This is a genomic window from Microcoleus sp. FACHB-1515, assembly GCF_014696105.1.
Classification (GTDB): domain Bacteria; phylum Cyanobacteriota; class Cyanobacteriia; order Elainellales; family Elainellaceae; genus JAAUTJ01.
Map to the genome: position 1 here is coordinate 17,305 of NZ_JACJPO010000010.1, position 26,759 is coordinate 44,063.

At 53.0% G+C, this 26,759-nt stretch carries 28 protein-coding genes; 8 read left to right on the forward strand and 20 right to left on the reverse strand.

Features of this window, described 5'->3' with window-relative positions; genetic code table 11:
• The gene (locus H6F67_RS01225; protein WP_206753877.1) at positions 1 to 1,113 is read right to left on the reverse strand and encodes a methyltransferase domain-containing protein; all 1,113 of its coding nucleotides are present in this window, start codon (positions 1,111 to 1,113) and stop codon (positions 1 to 3) included.
• 205 nt (positions 1,114 to 1,318) lie between these two features.
• A complete protein-coding gene (locus H6F67_RS01230; protein WP_396797461.1) occupies positions 1,319 to 2,005 on the reverse strand; it encodes a hypothetical protein in 687 nt (228 codons plus the stop codon).
• Positions 2,006 to 2,549: 544 nt separating this feature from the next.
• Here H6F67_RS01230 and H6F67_RS01235 point away from each other — a divergent pair.
• Entirely contained in the window at positions 2,550 to 4,931 is a 2,382-nt protein-coding gene (locus H6F67_RS01235) for a glycosyltransferase (RefSeq protein WP_190762530.1), read from the forward strand.
• Between the two features lie 337 nt (positions 4,932 to 5,268).
• On the opposite strand, the gene H6F67_RS01240 is transcribed toward H6F67_RS01235, so the two are convergent.
• Both H6F67_RS01240 and thrS read right to left on the reverse strand, forming a co-directional pair.
• Positions 5,269 to 5,571 (reverse strand): isochorismate lyase, encoded by a 303-nt coding sequence (locus H6F67_RS01240; RefSeq protein WP_190762532.1) that lies wholly within the window; start codon positions 5,569 to 5,571, stop codon positions 5,269 to 5,271.
• Between the two features lie 6 nt (positions 5,572 to 5,577).
• Positions 5,578 to 7,410 (reverse strand): threonine--tRNA ligase, encoded by a 1,833-nt coding sequence (gene thrS / locus H6F67_RS01245; RefSeq protein ID WP_190762534.1) that lies wholly within the window; start codon positions 7,408 to 7,410, stop codon positions 5,578 to 5,580.
• 185 nt (positions 7,411 to 7,595) lie between these two features.
• Between thrS and H6F67_RS01250 the strand changes: the two genes are divergently transcribed.
• Both H6F67_RS01250 and H6F67_RS01255 read left to right on the forward strand, forming a co-directional pair.
• Positions 7,596 to 7,916: a DUF2605 domain-containing protein gene (locus H6F67_RS01250; RefSeq protein ID WP_190762536.1), complete on the forward strand. Its 321-nt coding sequence runs from the start codon at positions 7,596 to 7,598 to the stop codon at positions 7,914 to 7,916.
• Positions 7,917 to 8,114: 198 nt separating this feature from the next.
• Positions 8,115 to 8,405, forward strand: a complete 291-nt coding sequence (locus H6F67_RS01255; RefSeq protein ID WP_190762538.1) for a DUF2973 domain-containing protein — start codon at positions 8,115 to 8,117, stop codon at positions 8,403 to 8,405.
• 40 nt (positions 8,406 to 8,445) lie between these two features.
• Here the strand turns inward: H6F67_RS01255 and cutA are convergent, their stop codons facing one another.
• Positions 8,446 to 8,778 carry a divalent-cation tolerance protein CutA gene (cutA, locus tag H6F67_RS01260; protein WP_190762540.1) on the reverse strand — a complete coding sequence of 111 codons (333 nt, stop codon included), beginning with the start codon at positions 8,776 to 8,778 and terminating at the stop codon, positions 8,446 to 8,448.
• Between the two features lie 4 nt (positions 8,779 to 8,782).
• On the reverse strand, positions 8,783 to 9,694 hold the full coding sequence (locus tag H6F67_RS01265) for a pentapeptide repeat-containing protein (RefSeq protein ID WP_190762543.1): 912 nt from the start codon (positions 9,692 to 9,694) through the stop codon (positions 8,783 to 8,785).
• A gap of 133 nt (positions 9,695 to 9,827) precedes the next feature.
• On the opposite strand from H6F67_RS01265, the gene H6F67_RS01270 reads away from it, so the two are divergent.
• Positions 9,828 to 10,499: a DUF2834 domain-containing protein gene (locus H6F67_RS01270; RefSeq protein WP_190762545.1), complete on the forward strand. Its 672-nt coding sequence runs from the start codon at positions 9,828 to 9,830 to the stop codon at positions 10,497 to 10,499.
• Here the strand turns inward: H6F67_RS01270 and H6F67_RS01275 are convergent.
• Together H6F67_RS01275 and H6F67_RS01280 are read right to left on the reverse strand one after the other, a co-directional pair.
• Positions 10,496 to 10,837 carry a DUF4870 domain-containing protein gene (locus tag H6F67_RS01275; RefSeq protein WP_190762547.1) on the reverse strand — a complete coding sequence of 114 codons (342 nt, stop codon included), beginning with the start codon at positions 10,835 to 10,837 and terminating at the stop codon, positions 10,496 to 10,498. The genes H6F67_RS01270 and H6F67_RS01275 overlap by 4 nt on opposite strands.
• A gap of 88 nt (positions 10,838 to 10,925) precedes the next feature.
• Positions 10,926 to 11,858, reverse strand: coding sequence for a Sll0314/Alr1548 family TPR repeat-containing protein (locus H6F67_RS01280; RefSeq protein WP_190762549.1), 933 nt, complete (start codon positions 11,856 to 11,858; stop codon positions 10,926 to 10,928).
• Positions 11,859 to 12,125: 267 nt separating this feature from the next.
• Between H6F67_RS01280 and H6F67_RS01285 the strand changes: the two genes are divergently transcribed.
• Entirely contained in the window at positions 12,126 to 12,983 is an 858-nt protein-coding gene (locus H6F67_RS01285; RefSeq protein ID WP_190762551.1) for an ABC transporter permease subunit, read from the forward strand.
• A 40-nt stretch (positions 12,984 to 13,023) separates the two neighbouring features.
• The gene (locus tag H6F67_RS01290; protein ID WP_242020439.1) at positions 13,024 to 14,208 is read left to right on the forward strand and encodes a glycosyltransferase family 2 protein; all 1,185 of its coding nucleotides are present in this window, start codon (positions 13,024 to 13,026) and stop codon (positions 14,206 to 14,208) included.
• A 2-nt stretch (positions 14,209 to 14,210) separates the two neighbouring features.
• Here the strand turns inward: H6F67_RS01290 and xth are convergent, their stop codons facing one another.
• Both xth and H6F67_RS01300 read right to left on the reverse strand, forming a co-directional pair.
• Complete coding sequence (gene xth / locus H6F67_RS01295) at positions 14,211 to 14,996, reverse strand: exodeoxyribonuclease III (protein WP_190762553.1); 786 nt, start codon at positions 14,994 to 14,996, stop codon at positions 14,211 to 14,213.
• Between the two features lie 27 nt (positions 14,997 to 15,023).
• Positions 15,024 to 16,007 (reverse strand): carboxylesterase, encoded by a 984-nt coding sequence (locus tag H6F67_RS01300; protein WP_199304183.1) that lies wholly within the window; start codon positions 16,005 to 16,007, stop codon positions 15,024 to 15,026.
• A 590-nt stretch (positions 16,008 to 16,597) separates the two neighbouring features.
• Between H6F67_RS01300 and infB the strand changes: the two genes are divergently transcribed.
• Positions 16,598 to 19,573: a translation initiation factor IF-2 gene (infB, locus tag H6F67_RS01305; RefSeq protein ID WP_190762555.1), complete on the forward strand. Its 2,976-nt coding sequence runs from the start codon at positions 16,598 to 16,600 to the stop codon at positions 19,571 to 19,573.
• 129 nt (positions 19,574 to 19,702) lie between these two features.
• Here infB and H6F67_RS01310 read toward each other — a convergent pair whose 3' ends face one another.
• Positions 19,703 to 19,942, reverse strand: coding sequence for a hypothetical protein (locus H6F67_RS01310; protein WP_190762557.1), 240 nt, complete (start codon positions 19,940 to 19,942; stop codon positions 19,703 to 19,705).
• Positions 19,943 to 20,092: 150 nt separating this feature from the next.
• On the opposite strand from H6F67_RS01310, the gene H6F67_RS01315 reads away from it, so the two are divergent.
• Positions 20,093 to 20,554, forward strand: coding sequence for an Lrp/AsnC family transcriptional regulator (locus H6F67_RS01315; protein ID WP_190762559.1), 462 nt, complete (start codon positions 20,093 to 20,095; stop codon positions 20,552 to 20,554).
• Here H6F67_RS01315 and H6F67_RS01320 read toward each other — a convergent pair.
• The 9 genes from H6F67_RS01320 to H6F67_RS01360 form a co-directional block, all read right to left on the reverse strand.
• Positions 20,532 to 21,482: a putative 2-dehydropantoate 2-reductase gene (locus H6F67_RS01320; RefSeq protein ID WP_190762561.1), complete on the reverse strand. Its 951-nt coding sequence runs from the start codon at positions 21,480 to 21,482 to the stop codon at positions 20,532 to 20,534. The two genes, H6F67_RS01315 and H6F67_RS01320, sit on opposite strands and share 23 nt — an antisense overlap.
• Positions 21,479 to 21,922: an N-acetyltransferase gene (locus tag H6F67_RS01325; protein ID WP_190762563.1), complete on the reverse strand. Its 444-nt coding sequence runs from the start codon at positions 21,920 to 21,922 to the stop codon at positions 21,479 to 21,481. The genes H6F67_RS01320 and H6F67_RS01325 overlap by 4 nt, the downstream gene beginning before the upstream one ends.
• A gap of 99 nt (positions 21,923 to 22,021) precedes the next feature.
• The gene (locus H6F67_RS01330) at positions 22,022 to 22,783 is read right to left on the reverse strand and encodes a phycobilisome rod-core linker polypeptide (RefSeq protein WP_190762565.1); all 762 of its coding nucleotides are present in this window, start codon (positions 22,781 to 22,783) and stop codon (positions 22,022 to 22,024) included.
• Between the two features lie 81 nt (positions 22,784 to 22,864).
• Positions 22,865 to 23,608 (reverse strand): phycobilisome rod-core linker polypeptide, encoded by a 744-nt coding sequence (locus H6F67_RS01335; RefSeq protein WP_190762567.1) that lies wholly within the window; start codon positions 23,606 to 23,608, stop codon positions 22,865 to 22,867.
• A gap of 142 nt (positions 23,609 to 23,750) precedes the next feature.
• Complete coding sequence (locus H6F67_RS01340; protein WP_190762569.1) at positions 23,751 to 24,560, reverse strand: phycobilisome rod-core linker polypeptide; 810 nt, start codon at positions 24,558 to 24,560, stop codon at positions 23,751 to 23,753.
• A 14-nt stretch (positions 24,561 to 24,574) separates the two neighbouring features.
• Positions 24,575 to 25,195, reverse strand: coding sequence for a HEAT repeat domain-containing protein (locus H6F67_RS01345; RefSeq protein WP_190762740.1), 621 nt, complete (start codon positions 25,193 to 25,195; stop codon positions 24,575 to 24,577).
• A gap of 2 nt (positions 25,196 to 25,197) precedes the next feature.
• Complete coding sequence (locus H6F67_RS01350) at positions 25,198 to 25,998, reverse strand: HEAT repeat domain-containing protein (RefSeq protein WP_190762571.1); 801 nt, start codon at positions 25,996 to 25,998, stop codon at positions 25,198 to 25,200.
• Entirely contained in the window at positions 25,998 to 26,246 is a 249-nt protein-coding gene (locus H6F67_RS01355) for a phycobilisome linker polypeptide (protein ID WP_190762573.1), read from the reverse strand. Before H6F67_RS01355 ends, H6F67_RS01350 begins: the two co-directional genes overlap by 1 nt.
• A gap of 37 nt (positions 26,247 to 26,283) precedes the next feature.
• On the reverse strand, positions 26,284 to 26,631 hold the full coding sequence (locus H6F67_RS01360) for a phycobilisome linker polypeptide (protein WP_190762575.1): 348 nt from the start codon (positions 26,629 to 26,631) through the stop codon (positions 26,284 to 26,286).
• Between the last annotated feature and the right edge of the window lie 128 nt (positions 26,632 to 26,759).

Consider the following 26,759-nt stretch of genomic DNA (forward strand, 5'->3'; position numbering starts at 1 on the left):
CTAACCGGGAACATCTTTCAAACCGATCGATCGCTTGAGCCTGATCCACTGTGTCCGAAGCTGCCAAAATTTACTTGTCTTCATTGCAGCAATTTCGCTTTCAGCTTGTTCTAATTTTCCTTTTAACCGTTTTATTCTGGCTCTTAACTGCTGAGTTGTTTTCCGATATTCTTCTGCGCTTGGCTCGACGCTACCTGAATGCTTGACTTCTGATTGCGCTTCTGCAATCTGAGGCAGGGTGGACTGAGCATGATTGAGCGTTGCTGGAGTTGGAAGTAAATTAAGCTCAGGTTCAACCAAAGGTAGACTTTTGAGTTTGATTTGATGTTGTTCTTCCAGCCCTTTCTTGGAATCTATTTTTTGTAAACTTACATAAAATTCGCAACCTGTTGTTTTTGAGTAATTCATTACTTTGAAGTCAAACAAATCAATTTCGATAAGACTTTTCACCAGTTCAAAGAAAGAATATGGTGTGAAAACCCAGCAATGAACATCGTAATATGAGCCATCTTTGAAGACTTGATGCGTCGTTGCCCAAGCCTGAGCCTCAGAGTGCAAGCGAACAACTTCATCTTCTTTGACCACATCATTTGGATTCCAGTTAAACTGCCCTTTCCAACTTACAACTTTTGAAAAGAATTCAAAAATTTGGCGCGATGATGGCTTACGGTTGCCTTGCAGGTAGGCTTCTACAACTTCAGCAGATTGAGTGGGTTCCCGCAGGTAGTCAAAACAGCATCTTTTATCGGGGATCACAAGCGAGAGAACGCCATCGGGCTTTAAAACAGAATGAATTTCCTTTAGCCATCCAATAAAGTCTGGAACATGCTCGATCACATGGGAAGCAATGACATAGTCAAATGGCGCTTCGTTTCCCACAAGTTCGGGCAGACTCTTTTCGCCCCAGATGTAGTCTACGTCAACAATCTGGCTGATATCGACATTGGGATCTTGAGCATATTTCTGCTTTAATTCTTTGGTTGAAGCATGATCGACATAGCGAATTTCGCCCATTTGCCGCGTGATAATCGGTCGATTGAGCGGTCCAATCTCGAGTCCTATCTGCGTAGCCGGATCGATCGCAGACAAGATCTTCTCTTCTCGAGTCATCATACGCAGATACCCAAAGAAAATGCTGGAGTCAAGCAGATTATGCAGAGATACTACCACGTCGATCGCTATCTTGAAGAAACGTAAATTGATTTAGAGTGCAGACGGTTTTCCTCGCAAAGCATGATAATTGATGGAACAGTCAATCGACAGCAGGTAACCAATCCCAGCCGCGATGAGAAAATGAGTGATACCCATCATTGAGCTTTCAGGAATTTCTGGGAAATTTTGCCTTCAGCTTCATCCAGTGCGATCGAAGCTGCCAAAACTTGCTGGTCTTCATTGCTACAACCTCGTTCTCAGAGGCTTCTAGCTTTGCCTCCAGATTTTTGACTCTCTTTCGTAAACGTTGGATCGTGTCCTGTTGTTTCCGTAGCCGAGCATTTGTCGGGAATTCAGATTGAGGGCTTGCATCCTTTCTGGCTGGACTGAAATACAGCACCGATGCTGAACGCACCTGAGTTTTGTCACTATTAATTTCGTCACCATAAAATCGTTTGATCACAGGTGCTTCCAGTTCGAGTATCTGCGCTTTTAATGCTTCATCCCACACGGGTTTTCCTAGAGGACTAAGACTTACGTTTGCAGGGGCATAGGCGCGAAGAATCGCTTCGTCAAATTCCACTGATCGCAACCTCAATATTTGAATGAGATCATCTGTAAGATGCTCATAGCGACCGACAAAATCCACAAACTCGCCTTCTGGTGGGCCAATGTACCATTCGTACATTCGGGTCACGTAGGCAGGCTCCAACTGGATGCACAGTCGGATGAACTTTGAGAAATCGTTTGATTCGCAACGTTCCAGAATTTTTTGAGGATGCCAAACGCCTGGTTCGTGATCTTTCCAATTGAGCCAAGTCTGAAACTTCCACCAGGATTCGTACCAGGTCAAGGGATGTCGAACAAATGTAAAAACGCAGTCGTAGCGATCGACATAGTGGCGCAGCAGCGAATGTCTCCAGGTTACACCGCTCGTCGTTCTATCAGTTTCGGTTTCAATCCCTGCGGCTAGCATTGCCTGCTCAATCCAGGTGCCACCTGTTTTAGGAATGTGTAGAAAAAGAGCGTTTGACTGGAGAATGTGAACGGACATCTGCACCACCTTTTATTGATTTGCTGTCAGCCGAAACTCGCTACCAAAACTGTCTTCTGCCCCTTAGAGTTGAGCCTGCACCGAATGATGCTCGATCGAGCGGGTTAAGCCCCTGATTCCACTCAGACTCGCCAAAAATTGGTGTCACAGCATTTTGAGGCAAATGAACTATAGCGCAGTAGGGTACAGAGCGCAGTTCCTTCCGCTCATAGGGAAACATGACTCAGACTACTCACGTCAGGAGTGCTCTACCGTCCTTTGTTTGAGGTGAGAGGCTTCAGCAAGCGATCGGCTGACCACAAATGATTAAATGGGAGGTTGGTGAAACGTAGGGGGAAGCGCCGTGAAATTTCCGATCGACGATAGAAGCTGGCTCCAGGTGCGGGATTTTTTGCAGCAGCACGCCCAGCCCCTCGACGGCATTCTTGCCCCCAGCGAATTTTTGGAGCCGTTTCCCGGTACCTATGCATACAGCGTGTCTCCGACTTTGACGATCGATCAGCTTGCCTTTGCCGTAATTCACAAAGGACGCATTGGCGATATTCACACGCTTCTCACCGCCGATGTTGCCCAAAAATTTCATCCGGTTTTTGCCAACGATGTTTTCGTCGTTTTTGCCCGATCGCCGATCGCCCAATTTTCTGCCATCAGCGAAAACGATCTGAAGTCGCTGTTTGAACAACTCGATGCGATCGATCGCTTTTATGACCTGGAAGGCATCAGTCAGCCTGCGGCGGCGGTTGTGATTACTCACAATCGCCCAGATGCGCTTGGTCGATCGCTGCCTCAAATTCTCTCCCTGAAAATTCCCCTAGTGATCGTGGATGATGGCTCAGAACACGAGCAAGCCGCGCAGAATCAAGCCCTTGCCGATCGCCATCAAGTGCCGCTGCTCAAACTGCCCCAGCACCGTCCCGCCGCCGCCATCAGTGCCGGAGTCAGCTACTGGCTCAACGACCCGACAATTCGCTGGGTGTCCTGCTTTCAAGACACGGTAGAAGTGAAGCCCGACGCGATCGCCCTGCTGCAAAAAGTGCAGGATGCCCGCGAACGTCCGCTGCTCGTTGGCGACGATGATCCCAATCATGAAACCCTGCGATCGGACAATATCAACGGCATTGCAGTCAAGCTGAAGCGATCGAGTGCTGGAATTCACTTTCATGCCCATCGGGACTACTGGACATCGCTGCTGCCGATTCCCACTGTGATATCGGGCGATGAACCAGTTGCGGCAACCAATGAGAACGGCTGGATTACAAGCTGGTCGCCGCAGTCGATCGTCAAGCGGGGCGGCTATGTCGTTTGCGTTCCCGGACTGGTGAACGCAACGGAAATGAAGGCGATTGCTTTACCAGCAACACAGGCTGAGGCGATCGGTTTGCCGCTACGCGAAGCGATCGATCCTACGCCTGCTGCAACGGATCACAGTCTTGCCGGAGTCCGCGTTTTGATCGATGGCTATAATTTGCAGCTCACCAAAGGCACAGGCATCAAAACCTATGGCCTGAGTTTGATTCAGGGCTTGATCGAGCTAGGTGCTGAGATCGACGTGCTGCTGAGCCGGGGCGGATACAAAAAGAATTCCGTGCTAGATGAAGTGTTTTTCTTTGACAATCAAGACGGCGATCGAAATTTGCTGTTTGTCTTGAAGGGCTTGATCAAAACGCTGTCGGGTCCGCTGTATCGAGCAAAGCGACGCGACACCAGCAGCGATCTTGTCGTCAAGCGGGGGCAATACAGCGACGATTTTCTCAAGTATGCCGATTCGTTTAATTTGCCGCAGTGCTATGACCTGGCGAACGTGCTCTACAAAAAGCTGAAGATCAACACCCAGATCACCGTGCCCGAAAAAATCGACGTGTGGCACGCCACTTACCCGCTGCCAATTCAGGTGCGAGGCGCAAAAAAAATCACGACCATTCACGATCTCATTCCGCTGCGTTTACCCTACGCGACGCTGGACGACAAAGAAAGCTTCTACTTCAAAACTGAAGCTGCGCTGAAGGAATCAGCGGCAATTATCGCCGTTTCTGAGCATACGAAACAAGATATTTTGACTTACTTTGAGGTTGATCCCGATCGCATCATCGTCACCTATCAGCCGATCGCCCTTCGCCCGCTGGACGAACACGACACTGAGGAAGACATCGAATTCTTCTTACAGCAATACGGCTTGGAGTCGCAAAATTATCTGCTGTTTGTCGGCGCGATCGAACCCAAGAAAAATGTTGGTCGCCTGCTCGATGCTTATGCCACTTTAGAGACTGAAATGCCGCTGATTATTGCGGGCAAAAAAGGCTGGCTTTGGGAAGAAGAACTTAGCAAAACTGCTTATTTGTTTGACCAGAAGCGATCGAAAAAACAGGTCAGACTGCTAGAGTATGTTTCAACCAACGCCCTGCGCTATCTGTACCGGGGAGCCTATTGTTTTCTGTTTCCTTCGCTCTATGAAGGCTTTGGACTGCCGCCGATCGAAGCGATGACGTTTGGCTGTCCCGTCATTACTTCAAACGTCTCCTGCCTGCCGGAAGTCTGCGGCAATGCGGCTCTTTACGTTGATCCTTATGACGTAAAAGACATTCGGCAGAAAATGGAGCAGATTTTGAGCGATCGATCGTTGCGCGATCGATTGGGGAAAGCAGGACAGCAGAATGCTCGTCATTTCAGCCGCGAGAACTATGTGCAGCGATTGTATCAAGCGTATCGAGTCGCGCTGGATGGGTAGGCGATCGAATTGCTAAGTTCTGCAAATAGTCAAACCAGAAACGATCGCTTCAACGCCAGTCAGCGCAAAGAGTACAGCGCTTTTTCGCTCGATTTCCGCCCAAGAAAAACCTCCACCGATCGCTCAGTGAGGGCTGATCGGCCTTAACGTTTCGCAAGTTCGATCACCATCGTCCTATCACTTGGGCGAAATGGCAAAGGTGATCACAGGGTCGGTACAAACGTCGATTTCAGACGGAGATTGCCATCGGCGCAGAAGGTGTCACCATTGCACAATCGACACCCAATAGTGCAATGGTGATGAACGGCAAAAAGCGATCGCAATCAATTACAGCTTCTCAACGACTATCGCTCGCTCGCCAGCGTGTCATTTCTTCCGCAATGAAATGAGCTACTAAATCTTGATACAGTTTTTCGATCGCATCCGCACTCAAGCCTTCTGCTTCCGCCCAAAGCCGCCGCTGCTGCAACATCGCCTGCAAGCGTTCTGGTGCTTTCACGCTGGTTTCGCTGGTCTTGAATTTTGCCGCCGCTTTCACATAGGCAAATCGCTGACCCAAAAGGGCAATCACTTGGCGATCGACTCGATCGATTTCGGCTCGAATTTCACTCAGGTTCTCGCAATCGCTCGGTGTTTTCATAGAAGATTAGAAATTGGTGTAGTTGGCGATCGCTCCCCTCACTTTTTCAATTACTTCGCTAACACCAATTGCGCCCAATTCACCCGATGCTCTTGTGCGAATGTTGAGCGAATTGGATTCAAGTTCTTTTGCACCGACAACGGCCATGACCGGAATTTTTTCCTTCTCGGCATTGCGAATCATTTTGCCTAGTCGTTCGCCACTTTGGTCAACTTCGACGCGAATATTTTGCGATCGCATTTGATTGGCAACTTCTTGGACAAAGCCAACTTGATCTGCCGTCACGGGCAGCAGGCGCACCTGAACAGGAGCGAGCCACAGCGGGAAATCTCCGGCATATTCTTCGATTAAGATGCCGATCAGTCGCTCCAGCGAGCCGAACGGAGCACGGTGAATCATAACGGGGCGTTTGCGCGTGCCGTCTTCCGCGACGTATTCGAGTTCAAAGCGATCGGGCAGGTTGTAGTCCACTTGAGCCGTACCGAGTTGCCATTCACGACCGATCGCATCTTGGAAGATAAAGTCGAGTTTTGGCCCATAAAAGGCGGCTTCCCCAATGCCTTCAAAATGCTCCATGCCCAGCGTTTCCACTGCCCGACGAATGGCGCTTTCGGCTTTGTCCCAGGCTTCATCTGAACCGATGTATTTGTCAGAACTCGGCTCGCGAAAGCTGAGGCGGGCGCGGAAGTTTTTCAGTTGCAGGCTTTTGAAAACGGAGAGCGTCAGATCGACGACGCGCATGAATTCTTCGTCAAGCTGTTCGGGCGTGACGAACAGGTGGGAATCATCGACCGTGAAGCCGCGAACGCGAGTTAGTCCGCCCAGTTCGCCCGACTGTTCGTAGCGGTAGACCGTGCCGAATTCGGCCAGACGCAGGGGTAGATCGCGATACGATCGCAACTCGCTCTTATAAATCTGAATGTGAAACGGACAGTTCATCGGCTTGAGGACAAAGCCTTGTTCCGCCAGACGTGCGGCCTCATCGTCCGCCATCATTGGGAACATGTCTTCTTTGTACTTCTGCCAGTGGCCGGAGGTTTTGAACAGATCGATGCGGGCAATGTGCGGCGTGACAACGCCTAAATAGCCGCGCTTGACTTGTTCCTGCTTGAGGAAGTCTTCGAGAGTCGATCGCAACAAAGTTCCCTTCGGCGTCCACAGCGGCAAACCGGGACCAACTTGATCGGAAAAGACAAACAGGCCAAGTTCTTTGCCCAGCTTGCGGTGATCGCGACGCAGGGCTTCTGCTTTGCGGCGCTTGTATTCATCAAGCTGTTCGGGAGTTTCCCAAGCGGTTGCGTAGATGCGCTGAAGTTGCGCTTTGGTCTCGTCGCCGCGCCAGTAAGCTCCCGCTACGCTTTCCAGTTCGATCGCATCCGGTTTCAGTTCGCTGGTATTCTCCAAGTGCGGTCCCGCGCACAAATCCCACCACTGATCGCCCAGGTGATAGATCGTAATTGGCTCGGTTTTGATGTCTTCGAGAATTTCTAACTTGTAGGGTTCGTTGATGGCGCGGATGCGGCGATCGGCTTCTTCCCGACTCACCTCTTCGCGAATCACGGGCAGTTTACGGTTGATGATCTTGGTCATCTCTTTCTTGATGGCCTTGAGATCTTTTTCCGTGAACGGGTCGGGATTGTCAAAATCGTAGTAAAAGCCGTTTTCGATCCAGGGGCCGATCGTCACCTGTGCCTTCGGAAACAGCTTTTGCACTGCCATCGCCATGACGTGTGAAGCCGTATGGCGAATCTTTTTGAGATTTTCGGAGTTGTCGGGGCGAGGCAAATTCATTCCTTCTGGAGCAGCCATTTCTTTTGGAGCAGCCGATTTGTTTGGCATTTGAGGCGCGATCGAACATTCAAAATTGCCGTTCTATTTTAGCGAATGGCGAGTTACGCCTGACGACGGGGATCAAAGGGCGAAATGGATGCCCAAGTTCTGACCAGCGAAAGAACATAAATTCATATTAAGAAAAGTAAATTGCGTTAAGATTAGATCAACGCATACAAAAGCAATTTTTATCCATGTTTAATTTCGAGTCGCCAGAGCCAGAGTTGCTCAAAGGAATTTTGCAACCGCTGCTCGAAGACTTTCAATACTGGTTTGAGCGATCGCGCTATCTGCTGGAAACGCAAGAAATTGAGTCTTTGGGTACAGAGGGGCAAGCGGATTTGCTAGCTCGGCTGATTCAAGCACAGCAAGAGGTTTCAGCCGCGCAACTGCTGGTCAAAGTGACGGACGGCAAGGCAGGCGTTGATACCGCTGTGCTGATGCCCTGGCACAAATTGGTGACGGAATGCTGGCAGGTCGCTTTGCGGCATCGGCTCGACCACCCGATCGATTAGCAGGCTGTTAAGCTCAACAAATCTTTCGCGATCGACCGTGCGAAATCTGAGAAACTAAAAGCAGTTCCTTAACTCGATCGGCACAGAACCTTAATTTGCTGGTACGTTAAATGCTTTGAACTGATTCAAATTGTTGATTTGAAGTTCCAACGTCACATCTGATTAGATTCGCATTTATAAACCCGGAGGAAAATTAGGATGCTGCAACTGATTTACGTTTTCGCTTTTACCGTGTTGGCATTTTTGGCCGTTGGCAACATGATTCGCAACCTGATGACGCTGGGCATGGAAGCGCAGCGCAGTTCGAGTCGCAACGCCTATCGCCAGCGAGTGATGGGCATTACACACCCAGAACTGCTGGACGATCAGGGAAATTTGGTAGACGAGCCGTTTTTAGTCATGCGATCGATCAACGTGGACGACGCTCGCGAACAGCTTGATGCGCTCTACAAATCATCTCCGGGCGCGACGAACGACGAAGAAGCCTAGCCCCCTAATCTGTAATCCTCCTGGCGATCGCAACCCTTGATCACTCGATTGAGGGTTGCGTTTGCGTTTGCAGCCAGTCGAGATAGGCAGCGGAACCTGCGGCGATCGGCAAGGCGATGATTTCGGGCAGGTCGTAAGCGTGGAGCGATCGCACCTTGGCTTCAAGCTGGGCGAACTGGTTCAAATCCGTTTTAATCAAAAGCTGCCATTCCTGAGAATCTTCAAGTTCTCCCTGCCAAGTGTAGATCGATCGCACAGGCCAAATGCTGACGCAGGCGGCGAGTTTAGTCGCGATCAGGGACTGAGCGATCGTTTTGGCTTCCAGTTCAGAGGCGGCTGTGACGAGAACAACGCCGAGTTGAGCAGATGACATGGCGTTAAGCGTCGTGGGTTGGCAGTGGAGGGCGATCGCCCGCTCCCGGAGCGATATCGCTCGCCGCCAGCAGGTCAAGATACTCGCGCAGGTGTTCGGGCAAGTTGGTGTTTGCAAATTCTGCACCGTCAATTTTGACACCGAGCAGATTGGCTTCGCTCAAATCCGCCGCGCTCAAATTGGCTTTGCGGAGATCGCTCCAGTTCAAGTTGGCGCGATGCAGCACTGCGCCCGTCAGATTAGAAGCGGTCAGGTTGGCTCCGTCGAGGATGACGTTATGCAGTCGAGCAGCGGCTAAATTGGCAGCCTGCAAATTTGCTCCGGCCAAATTCGCGCTGTTGAGTCGAGCTTCGGTTAGGTTGATGCCGCTGAGGTCAACGCCGCGCAGATCGAGTCCATTTAGAAAAGCACCTTTCAGGTTGACGCCATCGAGAAATGCGCCTGCGAGGTTTGCGCCGCTGAGTCTGGCGCGGCTGAGGTTGCTCCAGTTAAGGTTGGCGCGGCTGAGGTTGGCGTTGCGGAGGTTGACGCCCATAAAATTTGCGCCGCAAAGGTTCGATCGCTCCAGATTCGCGCCGCGCAAATTTGCATGACTCAACGCTGCACCGCTCAGTTTGGCCTTTGCAAAGTTGGCCTTCACCAAAAATGCGCCGCTCAAGTTGGCTTTCGTCAAGTCTGCATCGTTGAAGTTGGCGTCGCTGAGTTTGGCAAAGCTCAGATCTGCCCAGTTGAGGAACGCTTCAGAAAAATTGACTTTGGTGAGAAAGGCACGGCTGAAGTTGGCTCCCATCAAATTTGCGCCCGTTAGATCAACATCAACGAGCGTGACACCGCTGAGATCCGCGCTACGAAGATCGATGCCGACGAACGATCGCCGTCCGGCTTCATACTGCTTAAGCAAATAGCAAACATCCATAACCTGAGGAGTGCGGTGACTGGATCAATTTGGCTGTGGTGACAGCTACCCCTAACTTAAAGCAGATTGCTGGCAATGCGGGTTTCGCTTAAGATTGCTTGATTTCTTGGTACAAAACTACTCGATGAGCATCATGGCGAGACGAATCGGCTTTGGGCTGCTGTGGATTGGATTTGCGGCTTATGCGTTTTTACTCGCGCCGCCGAACCAGCCCGACACCTTTGATCTAATTCGGGATTTGTCCACAGGTAACTGGGACGGCATCAATCCCCTGGTCGTTTGCCTGTTCAACATCATGGGCGTGATGCCGATGCTCTATGCCTGCCTGCTGTTTCTGGATGGACACGGGCAGAAGGTTCCGGCATGGCCGTTCGCCACGCTTTCATTTGGCGTGGGCGCATTCATGATTTTGCCGTACCTCGTTTTGCGCGGTTCAAATCCAACATTCAAGGGCGAAAAAAACTGGCTTTTGAAGCTGCTTGATTCGCGCTGGACGGCGATCGCGCTTTCCCTTGGTGCGCTCGGACTGTTCTTCTACGGCATTACAGCAGGCGACTGGGCAAACTTCGCGCAGCAGTGGCGCAGCGATCGCTTCATCCACGTGATGAGCTTGGATTTCTGCTTGCTATCCGTGCTATTTCCGGCTCTGGTGGGTGACGATATGGCACGACGAAACTGGCAGGATTCGCGCATTTTTTGGCTTTCGTTTCTGCCGTTTTTTGGTGGAATTCTTTATTTGTGTTTGCGTCCGCCGATTGGCGATCGATCCGCTGTTTCGACTGAACCGATCGCCAATCGCGGTTAAAAAAAGCGGAACACAAACGGATAGCGATAGGGACGATCGGGCTTGGTGGCAACGCTGACGATCGCAAAGATTGGCATCACAAAGCTAACAATTCCAACTAGGAAAAGCAGCGGAATTCCAATCAGCAAAAATGAGAGGAAAAAGAAAATCACCGAATAGATAATGATGTTGATTTGAAAGTTGAGTGACTGCTTGGCGTTGTCTTTGACGATCGGATCTTCTGACAGCAGCAGAATGGCGATCGGAACCAGAAGGGGAACCCACGCCCAACTGACTAAACAAGCCGCGTGAGCGACAGCAGACAAAATTTTGCGTTGATCGGGATCGTAACTTCTCATAATTTCCTTGTGAATCTGAAGCTGAATCGAGAATGCGATCAGAAACTACCCATTCTAGAAGAACGATTCCCGATCGACGATCGATCGGTCATTGCCCATCGCGGACGGCATCGCGTTCCGCATCGCAGTTGCGCTGTCTACGGTTTTGATTGACGCGATTTTCGACTCGACACTGCTCAAACGTCATTTGCGCGGCGAGGCTGTTCGGCAATTGTGCTCGCAGTGCCAATGCTTGCTCATACAGCGGCAAGCTTTCGGCCAGTTTGCCTTGGCGCGTCAGGATTTGCGCTTTGAGAAACAGCAGGTCTGGATTGTTGGGAGTGAGCGCGATCGCTCGATTGACTGCTTCTAGCGCTTGGTCTTGCTGGTCGAGGTCGCGATAGCCGATCGCAATGCCGCGTTCAGCTAGATAGTCGGGATTGGCATGTTCACGGAGGCGATCGATCGCCTGCTGCGGATTAGAAAACGGCAAATTCACGGCCAGCATCAGATCCATATAGCCTTTGAGCAGATTTAATTCTGGGTCATTGGCGTCGATTTTTTCGGCTTCTTCGAGGTTGTCAAAAACCTGCTGAAGCTTGCCCAAGACGATCGGCGTGGCGCGAATGCGCGATTCGGTCAGAAAGAGGTGTGCGCCTTCGAGGAAATGCCCAACCGCAACGTAGAGATGACCGCGCAACGGATCGGTTGCCACCAGTCGCTCGGCTGATTCGCGGGTCAGTCTCGCATTTTCGCCGAGTGCGTCCACCTGTCCGTCGAGGTAGGCCAGCGATGCCCGCATCGCGTAGGCTAGCGGCTCGTTCGGATCAGCGTTTTGCAACAGTCTTGCGGCTTCTGGATAGTTGCCTTCGACAAAAATCTTGTTGAAGGCGGCTTCAGTTTGAGCATCGATCGAGTGGGAACTTGACGCGCCCCGAAATGGATCGCCTGCCCAAGCCGGAAGCGCCATCAGCGCGATCGATCCTGCCGTCAGCACAGAAGCAATCGATCGGCGGCAGAAATTTCTGAAAGTGGGCGTCATGGAAAACCTCGAAGGCAAGTGACTTTGCTGAAAAACGGTTTAACAAATTCGCTGAAGCAATGGCAGCAACTTTGATCTATCAAAGACTGGTGTACCAAAGTGGAAGTGGTTCTGCCAAATCGCCAACATTACACGCTCAAGACGGAACGAGGCGATCGGAGTTCCTTCAGTTTTATTCTCGCGCTCTGCTTGGCGATCCGTAATATCAGTTACAAAAAATCAATTTCAGCGCTTTAGACTGATCCCAGCACGTTAGGAGAAATCACTGTGGCCGAGTCTAGCTTGCCGTTCGATCGCCCTGCTGAACGTCCAAAATATCGCTACCTCAAGCCCTCGGTCTTCTGGAGCATTCGCCAAGGATTTCCGCACTGGCTTTCGGTGTTGATTATTACCGTTTCGCTGGCCGTGCCGCTGATTGCCTGGGCGATCGTCAGCTATGCCCAACTTTTGCCGCCGATGTTTTTGCCGACGCCGACAGCGGTGATTCAGGCGGGCATCGAAATGTTTACGCAAGACGATTTGATTGTGGATGTGATCGCAAGCTGTGCGCGAGTCGGGGCAGGCTTTTTGCTTTCAGCCGTGATTGGCGTCCCGATGGGAATCGCGATGGGCACGTTCTACAGCATGGAAAGTTTGTTTGCGCCGATCGTCGGAACCGTTCGCTACATGCCCGTGATGGCGTTTGTGCCGCTGATTATCGTTTGGTTTGGGCTGGGCGAATTTCCCAAGGTGCTGATCATCTTTTTGGGCGTGGTTCTCTATAACGCGATGATGGTTGCAGATGCGGTGAAATTTATTCCCAATGAGATGATCAACGTCGCCTATACGCTCGGTGCAAATCGCCGCGACGTGCTGTTTAAGGTGATTATTCCCGCAACATTTCCCAGCGTTCTTGATACGGTTCGCGTTAATATTTCCGGCGCATGGAACTATTTGGTCATTGCCGAATTAGTCGCGGCACAGAATGGATTAGGCTTCAAGATTGTGCAGGCGCAGCGATTTCTGCAAACGGAAAAAGTGTTGTTTTGTATTGCTTTGATCGGGCTGATTGGGCTGGCGATCGACTACGGCCTCAAGTGGATTTCTGCATGGCTGACGCCTTGGGCAGACCAAACGCGCAGCTAAAGGTTAGATGTTAGGGTAAAGCTATTTGGCGAACCCCGCAATGCTCAGTCTTTGCATGATTGTGAAGAACGAGGCGAATCAGTTGCCTCGCTGTCTGGACAGTGTGCGATCGATCGTCGATGAAGCAATTGTTCTTGATACCGGATCAACCGATGAAACCGTGTCGATCGCGCGATCGCTCGGCGCACAAGTTCAGCACTTCACCTGGAACAATGACTTTGCTGCTGCTCGCAATGAATGCCTGAAGTACGCACAAGGCGATTGGGTGCTGGTTCTTGATGCGGATGAAGTCTTGATCGACACGGCAATTTCCGCGATTCGGCAGGCGATCGAGTTCAAAAGCGCGATCGTCGTCAATCTGTTGCGGCAGGAAATTGGAGCCATTCAATCACCTTATTCGCTCGTGTCGCGCTTGTTTCGCAGGCATCCCGCAATTCACTTTACGCGACCCTATCACGCCCAGATTGACGATAGCGTAACCGCGTTGCTTCAGGTGGAACCGCACTGGCAACTGATGGAGTTGCCGGAAGTGGCGGTCGCGCATTACGGCTACGATCCAGGGTCGATCGCCAGTCAAGACAAATTTGCTAGAGCCAGAGCCGCGATGGAAGCGTTCCTCGCAACCTATCCGAATGACGCTTACGATTGCAGCAAGTTAGGAGCGCTGTATGTGCAGCAGGGCGATCTCGATCGCGGCATTGCACTGCTAGAGCGTGGCCTGCAATTTGCTCAAGCTGCGCCAGTTCGCTTTGAACTGCACTATCACTTGGGGATCGCTTGCAGTCGCCGCCAGCAGTTCGATCGCGCCCAAAACCACTATCAGCTTGCGATCGCGCAGCGCATTCTGCCTGCGCTGAAACTGGGAGCCTACATCAATCTGGGTAATTTGCAGAAACTACAGGGTGATTTTGCAGCCGCGAAGACAAGTTATGAAATGGCGATCGCGATCGATCCCAGCTTGGCGATCGCGCACTATAACTTAGGTTTGACGCTGCGATCGATGGGCAATTTGGTAGGGGCGATTGCGAGCTACCAAACCGCGATTTCGCTTCAGCCGCATTACGCCGACGCGCATCAGAATTTGGCGGTTGCGCTGCTAAAAATTGGACGAGTCAGCGAAAGTTTGGCAAATTTTCGGCGGGCGATCGAGCTACACGAGCAAGCCAATTCCCCAGAGGCGAAACGACTGCGGCAGATGCTCCAGGAAATGAATTTGCCCGTGTGAGCTTAAGCAAGTTCAACCACGACGGGCGTATGGTCGCTGGGTTTTTCCAGCTTGCGCGGGGCAACGTCAATTTCGCAGCGCAGGGCGCGATCGCTTAGGCTCGGTGAGAGATAGTGATGGTCAATCCGCCAGCCCATGTTCCGCCGAAATCCGCCTGTGCGATAATCCCACCAGCTAAAGTGGCCTCCTTCCGCCGTGAATTTACGAAAAGCGTCGGTAAGGCCGATCGCCAGCACTTTCCGCAAGGCTTCGCGCTCTGCCTCGGTTGCCATCACCTGCTTCTCGCGATTTTTGGGATCGTGAATGTCGCGATCTTCTAGCGCAATATTAAAGTCGCCGCAGACGAGCAAATTTGGCGACTCGCTTAGCAGTGCGCTGAGGTAGTCGTGCAGGACGGCGAGCCAGCGCAGCTTGTAGATATATTTGTCGCTGTCGATCGATGACCCGTTCGGCACGTACAGATTCACAATCCGCACATCGTTCAGAACGCCCGTAATCACCCGCTTTTGCTCATCCAAATCTTGCACCGAGTCGCCCAAAACCGCCGCAAATCCTCGACTGACCGATTGAAGAGGCGATCGACTGATCAGCGCCACGCCGTTATACGATTTCTGACCGCTAATTTCCAGGTGATAGCCCAATTCCTCAAAGGGCGATCGCGGAAAATCCGCATCCGTGACTTTCGTTTCTTGTACACACAAGACATCGATCGAATGCTGCCGCAGCCAGTCGGTGACGTGATCGATCCGAGTGCGAATCGAGTTGACATTCCAAGTCGCAATTTTCATTTTGGGGGTCGGGGATCGGGTGTCGGGTTATTCTGCGTTCGTCATTAGCGTGACGATCGTGAGGACATCAGGCGAAGTGCGATCGCCCAGTTCTAAAGCGGCAACGGCCTGATCGAATCGTTCACCTCGATCGACCCCATCGCGCAGGGCAAGAACTTCTGCCCAGTCGAGATCGCTTTGGACAAAGGCTTTGGCGATCGCAAAGACAAGATCGGCACAGTCGTTGCCTTCCGCCTCAGTCATCATGTTGTGCGGCACGTCGAACTTGGCGTCGAAGCAGAAGTGCCACGCTTTCGGCTGATAGCGCAGAACCGATTCAAACAGCACTTCGTGGTCTTTCTCATTGACGGCCAAGTCGCGATCGCTCGACACGATCAGCATTGGAGCCGCAGGGATCGCTTCAGCTTCGTCTAGCAATGCCTGACCCTGTTCGACAAGCAGCCGCAAAGCAGGCATGGAAAAACCCGGGTAGCCAAACTGCTTCAGACGAGACGAAGTTTTCCATTCAAAGTAGATATCGAGCGTCCGCACAACCAGCCCGACCGCAAGATTGGCGTTGCTCAAATACGGCGCGAACAGCAAAGCGCGATCGACGCGATCGGCGTGATGCACAGCCAGCCAGCCTGCTAAGTTCGCGCCGCCCGACAGTCCGCCAACGATGACGCGATCGCCAAATGCCGCCGCTTGTTGCAGCCAAAAGCAGCCAAACGTTTCGTACACCTGCCAGTCTTCCGGCAGCGGCGGCGGATGATCGCGGCTCCAGTCGTCTGCAATTCCGTGTCCGGGCAGGAGGGGCACAATCACGTTGTAGCCTGCGGCGTGAAAGACAGTGGCGATCGCGTCAAACTGAGCCGGAATTGCCGTAAACCCGTGAAAAAATACGATCGCTTTTGGGGTGGGGCGATCGAAGCAGTGAAAAATTGAAGCTGCTCCGTCCATCAGCGGTCGGGCTGCTTCTTGTTTTCGTGTAGCCTCAACGACCGCAGCGATCGCAGCATCATCAGACATCATTTCAGCGGCACTTCAAACCAAATCTACTGTGTGATGCCAATCTAGCGTAGTCGGTGGATCGATCGCCTCGATCAACACTCGACACCGCATCCGAACCGGAAATCCGAACCACGACCCTTTTGCCTTTCGCTACAATGAAGAGAATCGCTAAAAATTGAGTTGAATCAGGTGGATCACCTGCACGAAGAAAGCACTACACTCTGAGAGGCATATCTTGAAGCCTGGAGGAGGTGATTGGCGCACCAGAAATCAGCATCAGCCGGATGATCCTTACCGTCAAAACAGTTTGCCCACCCGTTATTGCCTTGGCATTTGCTCTGAACGGTTGCCCCGGTTTTGCAAAATTTCAGGCAAGATTGTAGTAGGAGTTGCCAATCGGATTGACTCCTTGGCGTCTTGCGACCTTCGCTGATTGACCTTGTGGCGATCGCGAACTGCAACTCGTGAACTGCAATTGTTGTCCGTTTCGGTTGAGCCAGCATTCAGGTTAGCCAGTCAAAGGACAAGCATTGTTGTACTCAAAAACGGCGTTGTACTCAAACGGCAGGTCAATATGTGAAAACTTAGCTCGGCACGGGAAGGAAGAGTGAATGAATACCAACGGCAAAGTGAGAATTTACGATCTATCGCGAGAATTGAATTTGGACAATCGAGACATCCTTGCAGTCTGCAACCAATTGAATATTTCCGTTAAAAGCCACAGCAGTACAATTACTGAAGCCGAAGCTGCCCAAATTCGATCGGCAGCCGGAAAGTATTCTGCCAGCAACGGCAGCAATGGCAATTCCTCTTCCCACAAGCAGAACTCCCCGGCTCATCACCCTAGTTCGCAAGTGAAAAAGCCTACCGTGCAACCTCCAGTCAAAAAACAGCAAATCCTCGAAATTCGTCGCCAGCAGCCTGCTGAACCTCCGAAGCGGCCTGATCCCGACGTTCGCCAGCAGCCAGTCGCCCCTGAGTCGGCAGCAACCTCAACGCCAAACCGCCCCGTGACTCGGCCAAACCTGCCCAATCGTCCCACCCGTCCGGGCAGCGAGCCGCCACAAGTTGCTGCTCAAGCTGCACCCGCAGAACCGATCGCCCCGGCAGAAGAGTTGGAGCACGAACAGGCGACTGCTCAACCCGCTGCTGAACTCACCTCACCCCCTCCGCGCCCGGTCATTCGCACGGTTGATCAGCCCGCTGCATCCAATCGCCCGATGCTGAAGCGTCCGCGAAGTGAAGCGTCAGAAGCCGCTGCACCTGCTCGATCGCCAATGCGCGAAGGTCCGGTACGTCCGCGCCCAGCAACGCCCGAAGCGGAAGCACCCCGCCCGCGTCCAGCGATCGAACTGCGGCGCAAGCCTGTTCGTCCGGCTGGAGAGACGGCTGAAGGCGAACCTGCCACCGCGACAGCAGGCGCAGTCGGCACGGCTGTCGCCACTCCTGGAGACGAAAAGCGCACACCGCTGACGCTGCGTCCGCCCAAGCGAGCTAAGACTTGGGAAGAAGAAGAGGAAGAAGAAAATCAGCAGAAGGCCGCTGCGAAAGCTGCCGCCAAAGGCAAGCGTCGCACGCAGGTGATTGACGAAGACGAAGACGAACTGGTTGATGAAGCGCTGGGTCTAGACGAAGATTCGCCAGTTCAGGTCAGCCTGTCGCTGGAGCGTCCACCGAAGCCGAAGAGCCGTGTCGCTCAGGCCAAGCCTGTCGCGGCTGCAATTGCCGCTCCGGTGAAAGGCAAAAGCCGTGAAACCAGCCGCTTCCGCCGCGATCGCCGCGACCAGGAAGTCAAAGAGGAACGCCCCGAAAAGCTTGTGCTCACAGGCAGTCTGACGGTTGCCGACCTTGCCAAAGCGCTGGTTGCCCCGGAAACTGAGATTATTCGGACGCTGTTCTTCAAGGGCATTGCCGCCAACATCAACCAGATCCTCGATATCCCCACTGCGACGATGGTGGCGGAGGAGATGGGCGTTGAAGTGGAAACGGGCGAAGTCGAAGCCGAAGCCCGCAAGGTGACAGAAATGCTCGACGCCAATGACCTGGAAAACCTCCAGCGGCGTCCGCCTGTAGTCACGATTATGGGTCACGTCGATCACGGCAAAACCACGCTGCTCGACTCGATTCGCAAAACCAAAGTCGCAGCCGGAGAAGCAGGCGGCATTACGCAGCATATCGGTGCGTACCACGTTGATGTGGAGCATGACGACCAAATGCAGCAGGTGGTCTTCCTGGATACCCCGGGTCACGAAGCCTTTACCGCCATGCGAGCTAGAGGCGCACGGGTGACGGACATCGCGATTCTGGTTGTTGCGGCGGATGACGGTGTGCGCCCACAGACGATCGAAGCGATTAGCCACGCCAAAGCTGCCGAAGTGCCAATCATCGTTGCCATCAACAAGGTGGACAAGGAAGAAGCGCAGCCCGATCGCGTCAAGCAGGAACTCACCGAATTTGGCTTGGTGCCGGAAGAGTGGGGCGGCGACACGATCATGGTTCCGGTCAGCGCAATCAAGGGCGAAAACCTCGATACGCTGCTGGAGATGATTCTGCTCGTTTCGGAAGTCGAAGACCTCTACGCCAACCCCGATCGCCCCGCCAAAGGCACGGTGATTGAGGCCAACCTCGACAAGGCCAGAGGTCCAGTTGCTACCCTGCTGATTCAAAACGGGACGCTGCGAATCGGCGATGTGCTGGTGGCAGGTTCGGCGTTTGGTAAGGTGCGGGCAATGGTGGACGATCGCGGCCAGCGCGTCGAAGTGGCGGCTCCCTCCTTTGCCGTCGAAGTTCTCGGTCTCAGCGATGTTCCCGCTGCGGGTGACGATTTTGAAGTCTACACCGATGAGCGCGAAGCGCGTGCCGTTGCATCCAGCCGCACTGACCAGCAGCGCCAGTCGCGCCTCCAGCAGGCAATGGCGTCGCGTCGCGTCAGCTTGAACACGCTGTCGGCGCAAGCCAAAGAAGGCGAACTGAAGGAACTCAACTTGATTCTCAAGTCTGACGTTCAAGGCTCGCTCGAAGCGATTCTCAACGCGCTCCAGCAACTCCCTCAGCGCGAAGTTCAAATTCGCGTTCTACTCGCTGCCCCCGGTGAAATCACCGAAACAGACGTTGACCTAGCTGCTGCGAGCGATGCGGTCATCGTTGGCTTCAACACCACATTGGCAAGCGGTGCAAGACAAGCCGCCGACCAAGCAGGCGTGGACGTGCGAGACTACAACATCATCTACAAGCTGCTTGAAGACATTCAAGGCGCAATGGAAGGCTTGCTGGAGCCGGAGATGGTGGAAGAGCCGCTCGGTCAGCTTGAAGTGCGAGCCGTGTTTACGATCGGTCGTGGAGCCGTTGCAGGCTGCTATGTGCAGTCAGGCAAGGCAATCCGGAACTGTCGAGTGCGCGTCCGGCGCGGTGGCACTGTTGTTCACGAAGGCAACCTCGACTCGCTCAAGCGGGTTAAGGAAGACGTGCGCGAAGTCAATGCTGGATACGAATGCGGCATCGGCCTCGATAACTTCAACGCTTGGGAAACTGGCGATATTATCGAAACCTTCCGCCTCGTCTCAAAGCGTCGCACCCTGACCGCATAGACGCGATCGCCAATTTAACTTCAAAAAAGCAGAAGGTTCGCCTCCTGCTTTTTTGATGCGCGATCGAATCTTGTAGGAATGTAATTTGCCACAAAAAAGCCCCTGCCAGGGCAGGAGCTTAAGATTCATTTAGTAGCAGTAGTTGCGAGTTTCGATCCAGCTTCGCATTTCAGCTTCGGTTCCGAAGAACGATCGCTTGCTAATCGGGTCGTAAGCGTGCCACAGAAGCTTACCGTTGCGATCGCGCTCTTGCCAAACTTGCAGTTCTGTCCGGGTAGTCAAACCCTCTACGACTTGCTGCCAAATGGATTTCAGCCACGAGGCGGATTTGGCTCGTGTCGTGTTCGATTTCAGCGTTGATGTCGTCATAATACTCCTCTGATGCTGGCGTCCTCGCGCCGACGCCTTTAGGCTTTACTTAACTTATACTTCTATATTAGAAGCCAAATGCGGGCTTGAGAATGCTAAACTCAAGGTGTTAGCTCTATTTAACCTATTCTTTTAAGGAGTTTTGAGCGAATGGCCTTAGAAACAGAAAATGCTTTAGACACAACAAACTGGCAGATTTTGCGGGCTTTGCAGGAAGACGCTCGCCTGTCTTACAGCGAATTGGGTCGGCGCGTCGGGCTATCTTCGCCTGCGGTGGTCGATCGCATTCGCCGCATGGAAGACGCTGGAATTATTACGGCGTATCGCGCTCAGGTTAACCTGGAAAAGCTTGGCCTGCCGATTATCGCTTTCATGCGTATCGTTTCGGCTCCGGGTCAGTGCATTGAAAGCGGCCAGATCTACGGCAGATTTCCGCAAGTGCTAGAGTGTCATCGCGTTACGGGCAGTGATGATTACATTATGAAGGTGGCAGTTGCCTCGGTTGGCGATCTTGAACGCCTGATCGATCGCCTGCCGCACCATCAAATCACGACAATGCTTGTTCTGTCTTCACTGGTGACTGAACGGATTATCGATCGCCCCCCCGCTTAGATCGCTGTCTGCGATCGAGAAAGTCAAGCTGCTGATAGAGCATGGCCGTTTTCGGTAGCTCTGCACCGTTCGATCGCGCCATTCGCAGCGGATTTTCAAAAATCGCTTGAATTTCTAGCGGTCGCCCGCTGTCATAATCGAGCTTCATGCTGGTTCGATAGGGCTTCATTTTCAGCGTGTGTTCGAGCATGACGTGAATGAAATCCGGATCGATCGATCGTCCACAAGCTGCCGCACCCTGCAACACTTCTCGCATTAAATCTGTCGCCAGCGATCGCGTCGAATCATCCGCCATCATTTCATCCGTTTCGGCATTTAGCACGACGGAAAGACCGTTAAAGGGAATATTCCAAACGAGTTTTTTCCAGCGAGCGGTGAGCAAATCTTCTGCAAGTTCGATCGGAATTGCGGCTCGCTCAAAATCTTGGGCAATTTGCTGCATTCGATCGCTAATTCCTCCGGTTTGATAGTTCGATCGATACTCGCCCAGGGTAATTTTTTTGTAGTCCAAATGGTGAATGTGACCGGGCGCAATTTTGTTGGCGCACAGGAAACATAAGCCGCCCATGACGCGATGCGCTCCAACAATTTCTGCGACTGCGGGTTCGATCGACAATCCATTTTGCAGTACCAAAACCACGCCATTTTCTTTCACAACAGGCGGCAATAATTTCGGCAATAAATGATTCTGCGTCGTCTTCAGAGCTACGATCACAACGTCGCACGGTGGCATCTCAGCAGCGTCACGGTAGGCGTAAATCTGCGACAGCGTAAAGTTTCCGTCTGGTGAATCAATTGTTAAGCCCTGCTGTCGAACAACTTCATAATCGCTGTGCAGCAAAAAATGCACTTCCGATCCGGCCTGCTGCAATCGCGCCCCATAGAAGCCGCCAAGCGCTCCTGTTCCCAGCACCGCATACTTAATCATTGGCTCAAATCTAAATCGTATTGCCAGAAAGCATTGTCCTTCAGATATCCAGCTTTTTGATAGAGGGTTTGAGCGGCCACATTATCCACAGCAGTACGCAGACTAATTCGTTTTGCTTGTGTTTCAATTCCCCATGCTTTTGCGCGTTCTAGAAGTGCCATTCCAATCCCTTGATTTCTCGCTTCAGGCAGCACAAATAGATCGTTGAGAATCCAAATTCTTTGCAGTGAAACCGAGGAGAATGACGGGTAAAGCTGAGTAAATCCTAAGGCGGTTTCGGCCATTGCCACAAACATCACCGATTCGCTTTGCGTGAGGCGATCGCGCAAGAAATCCTTTGCTCGATTCAAATCAGAAGGTTGGCCGTAAAACTGTCGGTAGCGATCAAACAGCGGTGCAACTTGTTCAACCAGCGAAACATCAGCATGAATTATTTGCATATCGATAAAAATGACTGGGTTCTGCCGCTGCCTCATTCAATTCCAAGGAATTTAAAAAAGCAGCAGCAAAACCCAGTTTAGTCGCGGTTTAGATTTGTATTAGCGCTTGCCGCGATAGGGAACTTTGCTCAAAAAGTCGAGATCGGACGCTCTCGTTCCTTGCGCGTAGTTGACCTTGGGCGCGATCGAAGCCGCCATATCGCGATACTTTTGGGGATCGCCTTCGCGCAGTTGCCGCTCTTGGTATTTGCGCGAGTAGAACTTCTCCAATGCAAAGCGCCAGTCGGTTTGCGTCGTGCCCACCTTGTCGCGGAAGTCTTCGCCATAGCGCGGCGTCACCAAATTGAAAGGCCGACCTTCCATCCGCTTGCGCTGATAGGGCACGGTGAAGTCACCGAAGGCACTGGTGTACTCTTCGCTGTCAAGCAGGGCATCCACAAAGCCAAAGAAGCCCAGCGTGGCGATTTTGATCGACCAGGCGATTCGTTCGTCTTGGTTGTAGGAAGCCCGACCGAGGAAGCGCTTCAGGCAAACGTCCACGAGGCGATAGTTGTCGTTGACGGCAACAACGGTTTCGTAGAAGCGATCGGATTTTGCCAAGCCGCGAATGAAGTCTCGCACGGTGATCGATCGATTCTTCAGTTGCGACTCCAGCGTGGCGTTGCGGTTAAACTTCAGCGTTTCATGTTCGCTGAACACTTGCCGATACGATGCCCAAATCAGTCGCTGAGCTTGATCGGGACCCGCCATGTCTTCCATGCGGTAGATGTAAGGCGAATCTTCGTCTTCGTCCGCCTTGCCAAAGCTGGCGACGCGCTGGTTTTGCGTAGTGGGTTTATATTCGAGCAATGGCAATGCCATGAAATGTCTCCCTTGGTTTTGCGTTGGTCAAAAGGGTTGAAAGGCTCACACTGAGCTTATTATCTCGCGTTGAGCGATCGTTTAGCGCACCGGAAAGCTCGCAGACGAATCGATCGAAGCGCGAGCATCTTTCGGCTTGTCCGATTTGGTCATGTCGGGAATCGAAATGTTCGCCGTTGAAACCTGCGTGTACTGCATCGGACGAGTTTGAATCGATCGCGCCAGTTCGCGGAAGTTGTTGATGTCGCCCCACTTATAGCGCGACTCTTCCTGGCGATCGCGCCAATAGTCCGAATAGCGCGGCGTGACCAGATTCGTCGGACGGTCTTTGTAGCGCCGACGCTGATAGGGCACGGTCGTATCGCCAAAGCTGGTCTGATACTCTTCGCTGTCGATCAGTTCGTCTACGAATCCGGGTAGTCCTTTCGTGGCAATTTCGATCGACCAGGCGATCTTTTCGGCTTCGCTATAGGGAGCGCGACCGAGCAATCGCTTCAGGCAGAGTTCCACAACGCGATAGTTGGAGTTCGTATCGACGACCAGACGGCGAAACGTCTCGGATTTTGCGAGTCCGCGAATAAAGTCGCGCACGGTAATCGCTCGATTTTTGAGTTGCGATTCCAGGTTTTGCTGACGGTTGTACTGCAAAATCAAATGCTCGCTGAACACTTGGCGATAGGCAGCGTTGATCAGTTCCAGGATGTCGCTTTGGTCGGCGCAGTCTTCGAGGCGATAGATGTATGGCGTATCTTCGTCGGCAACTTCGTAGCCCGGAACCCGCTGGTTCTGGGACGAGGGGCGGTAGTCGAGGAGAGGAATAGACATGGTTTTTGGGTGCGAATGACTTGGGGAAAGCCCCCTAAATCCCCCACTCGTGGGGGACTTCCGAACCGTTGGCTGTTGGCTTTGTTCCCCCATGAATGGGGGCTAGGGGGCGGCTCGGCAGTTTCAGCTAGGAGCGATCGCCTTAAATTTTGGACGTGCCAGGAATGTAGCGGTAGGGAAGCTTGACTTCGGTGGGCTTCACAGTCGAAACAACAGGCTGTTTGCGCGTCGAGTCGGGGATTTTGACGGCTCCCGATGTGGCGCGGGCGACGTGGCGTTGGGTGTCAAGCTGCGGCGTGATCAGGCTTTGCGCCATGTTGAGGAACGTGGACGGAATTGCCTGACGGACGGGGAGCTTGTTGCTGTTGCTGCGGTATTGCACCTGATAGGAGGAACCGCTGAGTTCGCCTTGGCGGTTGCGCCAGTAGTCGCTGTAGCTCGGCGTGACGAGGTTGAACGGGCGGCCTTCCATGCGGCGGCGCTGGTAGGGGACGATCGTATCTCCGAAGTTTTGGCGATATTCGTCGCTGTCTACGATCGCATCGATGAATCCCGGCAAGCCTTTGGTGGCAATCACGATCGACCAGGCGATCTGCTCTTGCTGGTTGTAGGAAGACCGACCGAGGAAGCGCTTGATCGTGATGTCTACGAGGCGATAGTTGGAGTTCTTTTCGGCAATCAGTTCGCGATAAACGGCGGACTTACCGAGGCCGCGAATGAACTCGCGGACGGAAATCGCGCCGTTTCGCAACTGCGATTCCAGGAACGGCTGACGGTAACTTTCCAGAATCAGGTGTTCGCTGAAAATCTGCCGATAGCCCGCCCAGATCACTTCGTTGATGTCGGTGTCGGTCGATCGATAGGCTCTCGGATCGTCTTCGTCCAGCACGTCATAGCCGTCAACGCGCTGGTTTTGCGTTTTGGGAGTGTATTCCAACAAGGGAATTGCCATCGTTCTTATCCTGTTTAGCTAGGGGAAATCATTTGAGTCGCAAGGGCAACTCGTGCTTTAACGGCAGCATCCGTATCCGCTGCGGCAATCTGAGCGAAGACGGACGCGATCGACTCGCGCAAGTCGGGCACACCTGCTAAGCCTTGCAGTCCGACAATCGCCGCATAGCGAATCGACCAGTCGGCATCTTGGGCGATCGAAGTCAGGGTTTCGATCGCTTTCGTTTGCGCGGTCGATCGCAAGCTGGAATCAAGCAGATCCCAGTGCAACCCGCCTAATCCTTTGGCTGCCGCTCGTCGAACGGAGGGCGCAAAGTCGGTAGCAGCGGCGGCGAGGAGAACGTCCAAGGCGCGGGGATCAGCGATCGCCGCCAGTGCCCGAATTGAGTAGGCTCGTGCGCCGTAGTTGTACTCGTCCAGCAGCGTGATCAGCGGTTGGACGGACGCGCTGCCCAGTTGGATTAGACCGTCGATCGCAATTTCTGCCGCAACTGGGTTGTTATAGCCCAGCACGGCGATCAGCGTCGGAATGCCTGCTTCGTCTTGCGCCTTTGCCAAAGTCTTCACTGCCGCCAGCAGTCGGGGCGGCGTGTCGGCTTGTTCAACGGCGCGAATCAGATCAGCAGTATCGGTCATCGTCACAGCAGCGTGTCCATCAGGTTGAGTACGCGAATCGAGTCGGTGGAAAGCGGCTCGGCGGCGTGAGATTCGATCAGTCCTTTGAGGGCAAGCAGTTTGAAGCTGTTTTCGGCATCGCTGCAGGCGATCGCTTCGGCAGCGGGCAAATAGCCGATCGCGCCCAAATCCGCCAGCACTATTCGCTTTTGCTTCACGTCGCCTTCTGCCAAAGCCTGCACCAAGCGATCACCGTACATTTCATTTCCGGTTAGCTGATACATTGCTCTCGTCGCGGCGAACTGCACGCGGGGAATTGGATGCTGCAAAAACGGCTCGACCAAGGAAACCGCTTCGGATGCACCAATCGCGCCTAACGCCTCCATCACCGACTCATACGGTTCGGCCAAATGCGGACGACCGGGAATCGGCATCGCGCTTGCAACGCCGCCTTCGAGCAGCTTCATCAAGGCTGGCGTGGCAGACGGGTCGCGCAGCAGTTCCAGCGATTGAGCAGCGGCTTCGCGGACGTAGAAGTCGGGACAGTCGAGCGATCGAATCAGTCCGGGAACGGCAGATCGATCGCCCAGTTTGCCCAATGCTCTGGCCGCATTCCGACGCAGCGGATAGCCGCCCAGTTCGGTGCGATCGTCCTCGTCGTCCAAAGCGGCAATCAGCGAGGCGATCGCGTCTGGACTTTGAGTGCGATTTTTGCCCAGCCACCAAGCGGCGTAATAGCGCAAACTCAGATCCGGGGATTTGAGGTTGGCGATCGCGTCCGGTTCGGTGAGCGGCGCGGCGTACTCCTCGGACGGTTCCATCATCAGCCCTTGGCGCTGTCGGCGGTCAGGGGTTCGATGTTGACGATTTTGCCGCCCATGCGTCCGATTCGCTGCATTTCCTCACTCATGCGATCGTAGGGAACCGTCAGAAACACGCTGCCGCTGCGGCGGATGTCGTAGCTGTTTTGGTCGTTGACGGAATTTTGCCGCAGACCTGTCACCTCAAAACGAAAAACACGGCTGGCATCCGAAGACAAACCACCCGTTCCCACTGTTGTTTGACCAAACATGAACTAACTCTCCTGTGTTTTGGTGGATCGATCGCGTCTAGCCTTCGCTTTTGGCCTCAGTCGTTTGCTGAGCTTCGGTGGCTTTACTCTTGCCTTTGGCTTCAAGATTTTGCTGAGCAGTGGCGGCCTGCTGCTTCGCGCCGCCGTCGCCGTCCAGGGTGAGCGGCTGGATGCTGACGATTTTGCCGCCCATTCGCAAAATCCGCTGCATTTCTTCGTTCATCCGCGAATAGGGCACGGTGACATAGAAGCTGCCGCTGCTGCGAATCGGGTAGCTAAGCTGGTCGTTTTCATAGGTCTGGCGCATTCCTTCGACTTCATAGCGGAACATGCGATTGTCCGCGCTATTCAGCCGGCTGCTGCCCAGCGAAGCTTGACCAAACATATTTGGCTCCTGAGAATCAAAATTTTTGAAAAATTTGGGGCAAATTTTGAAAATGATTTTCGATCGCAATTGGCGATCGCCCCCCTGCAATGTACGGGCGAAGCATTCGGGAAATCATTCTTCGGTAA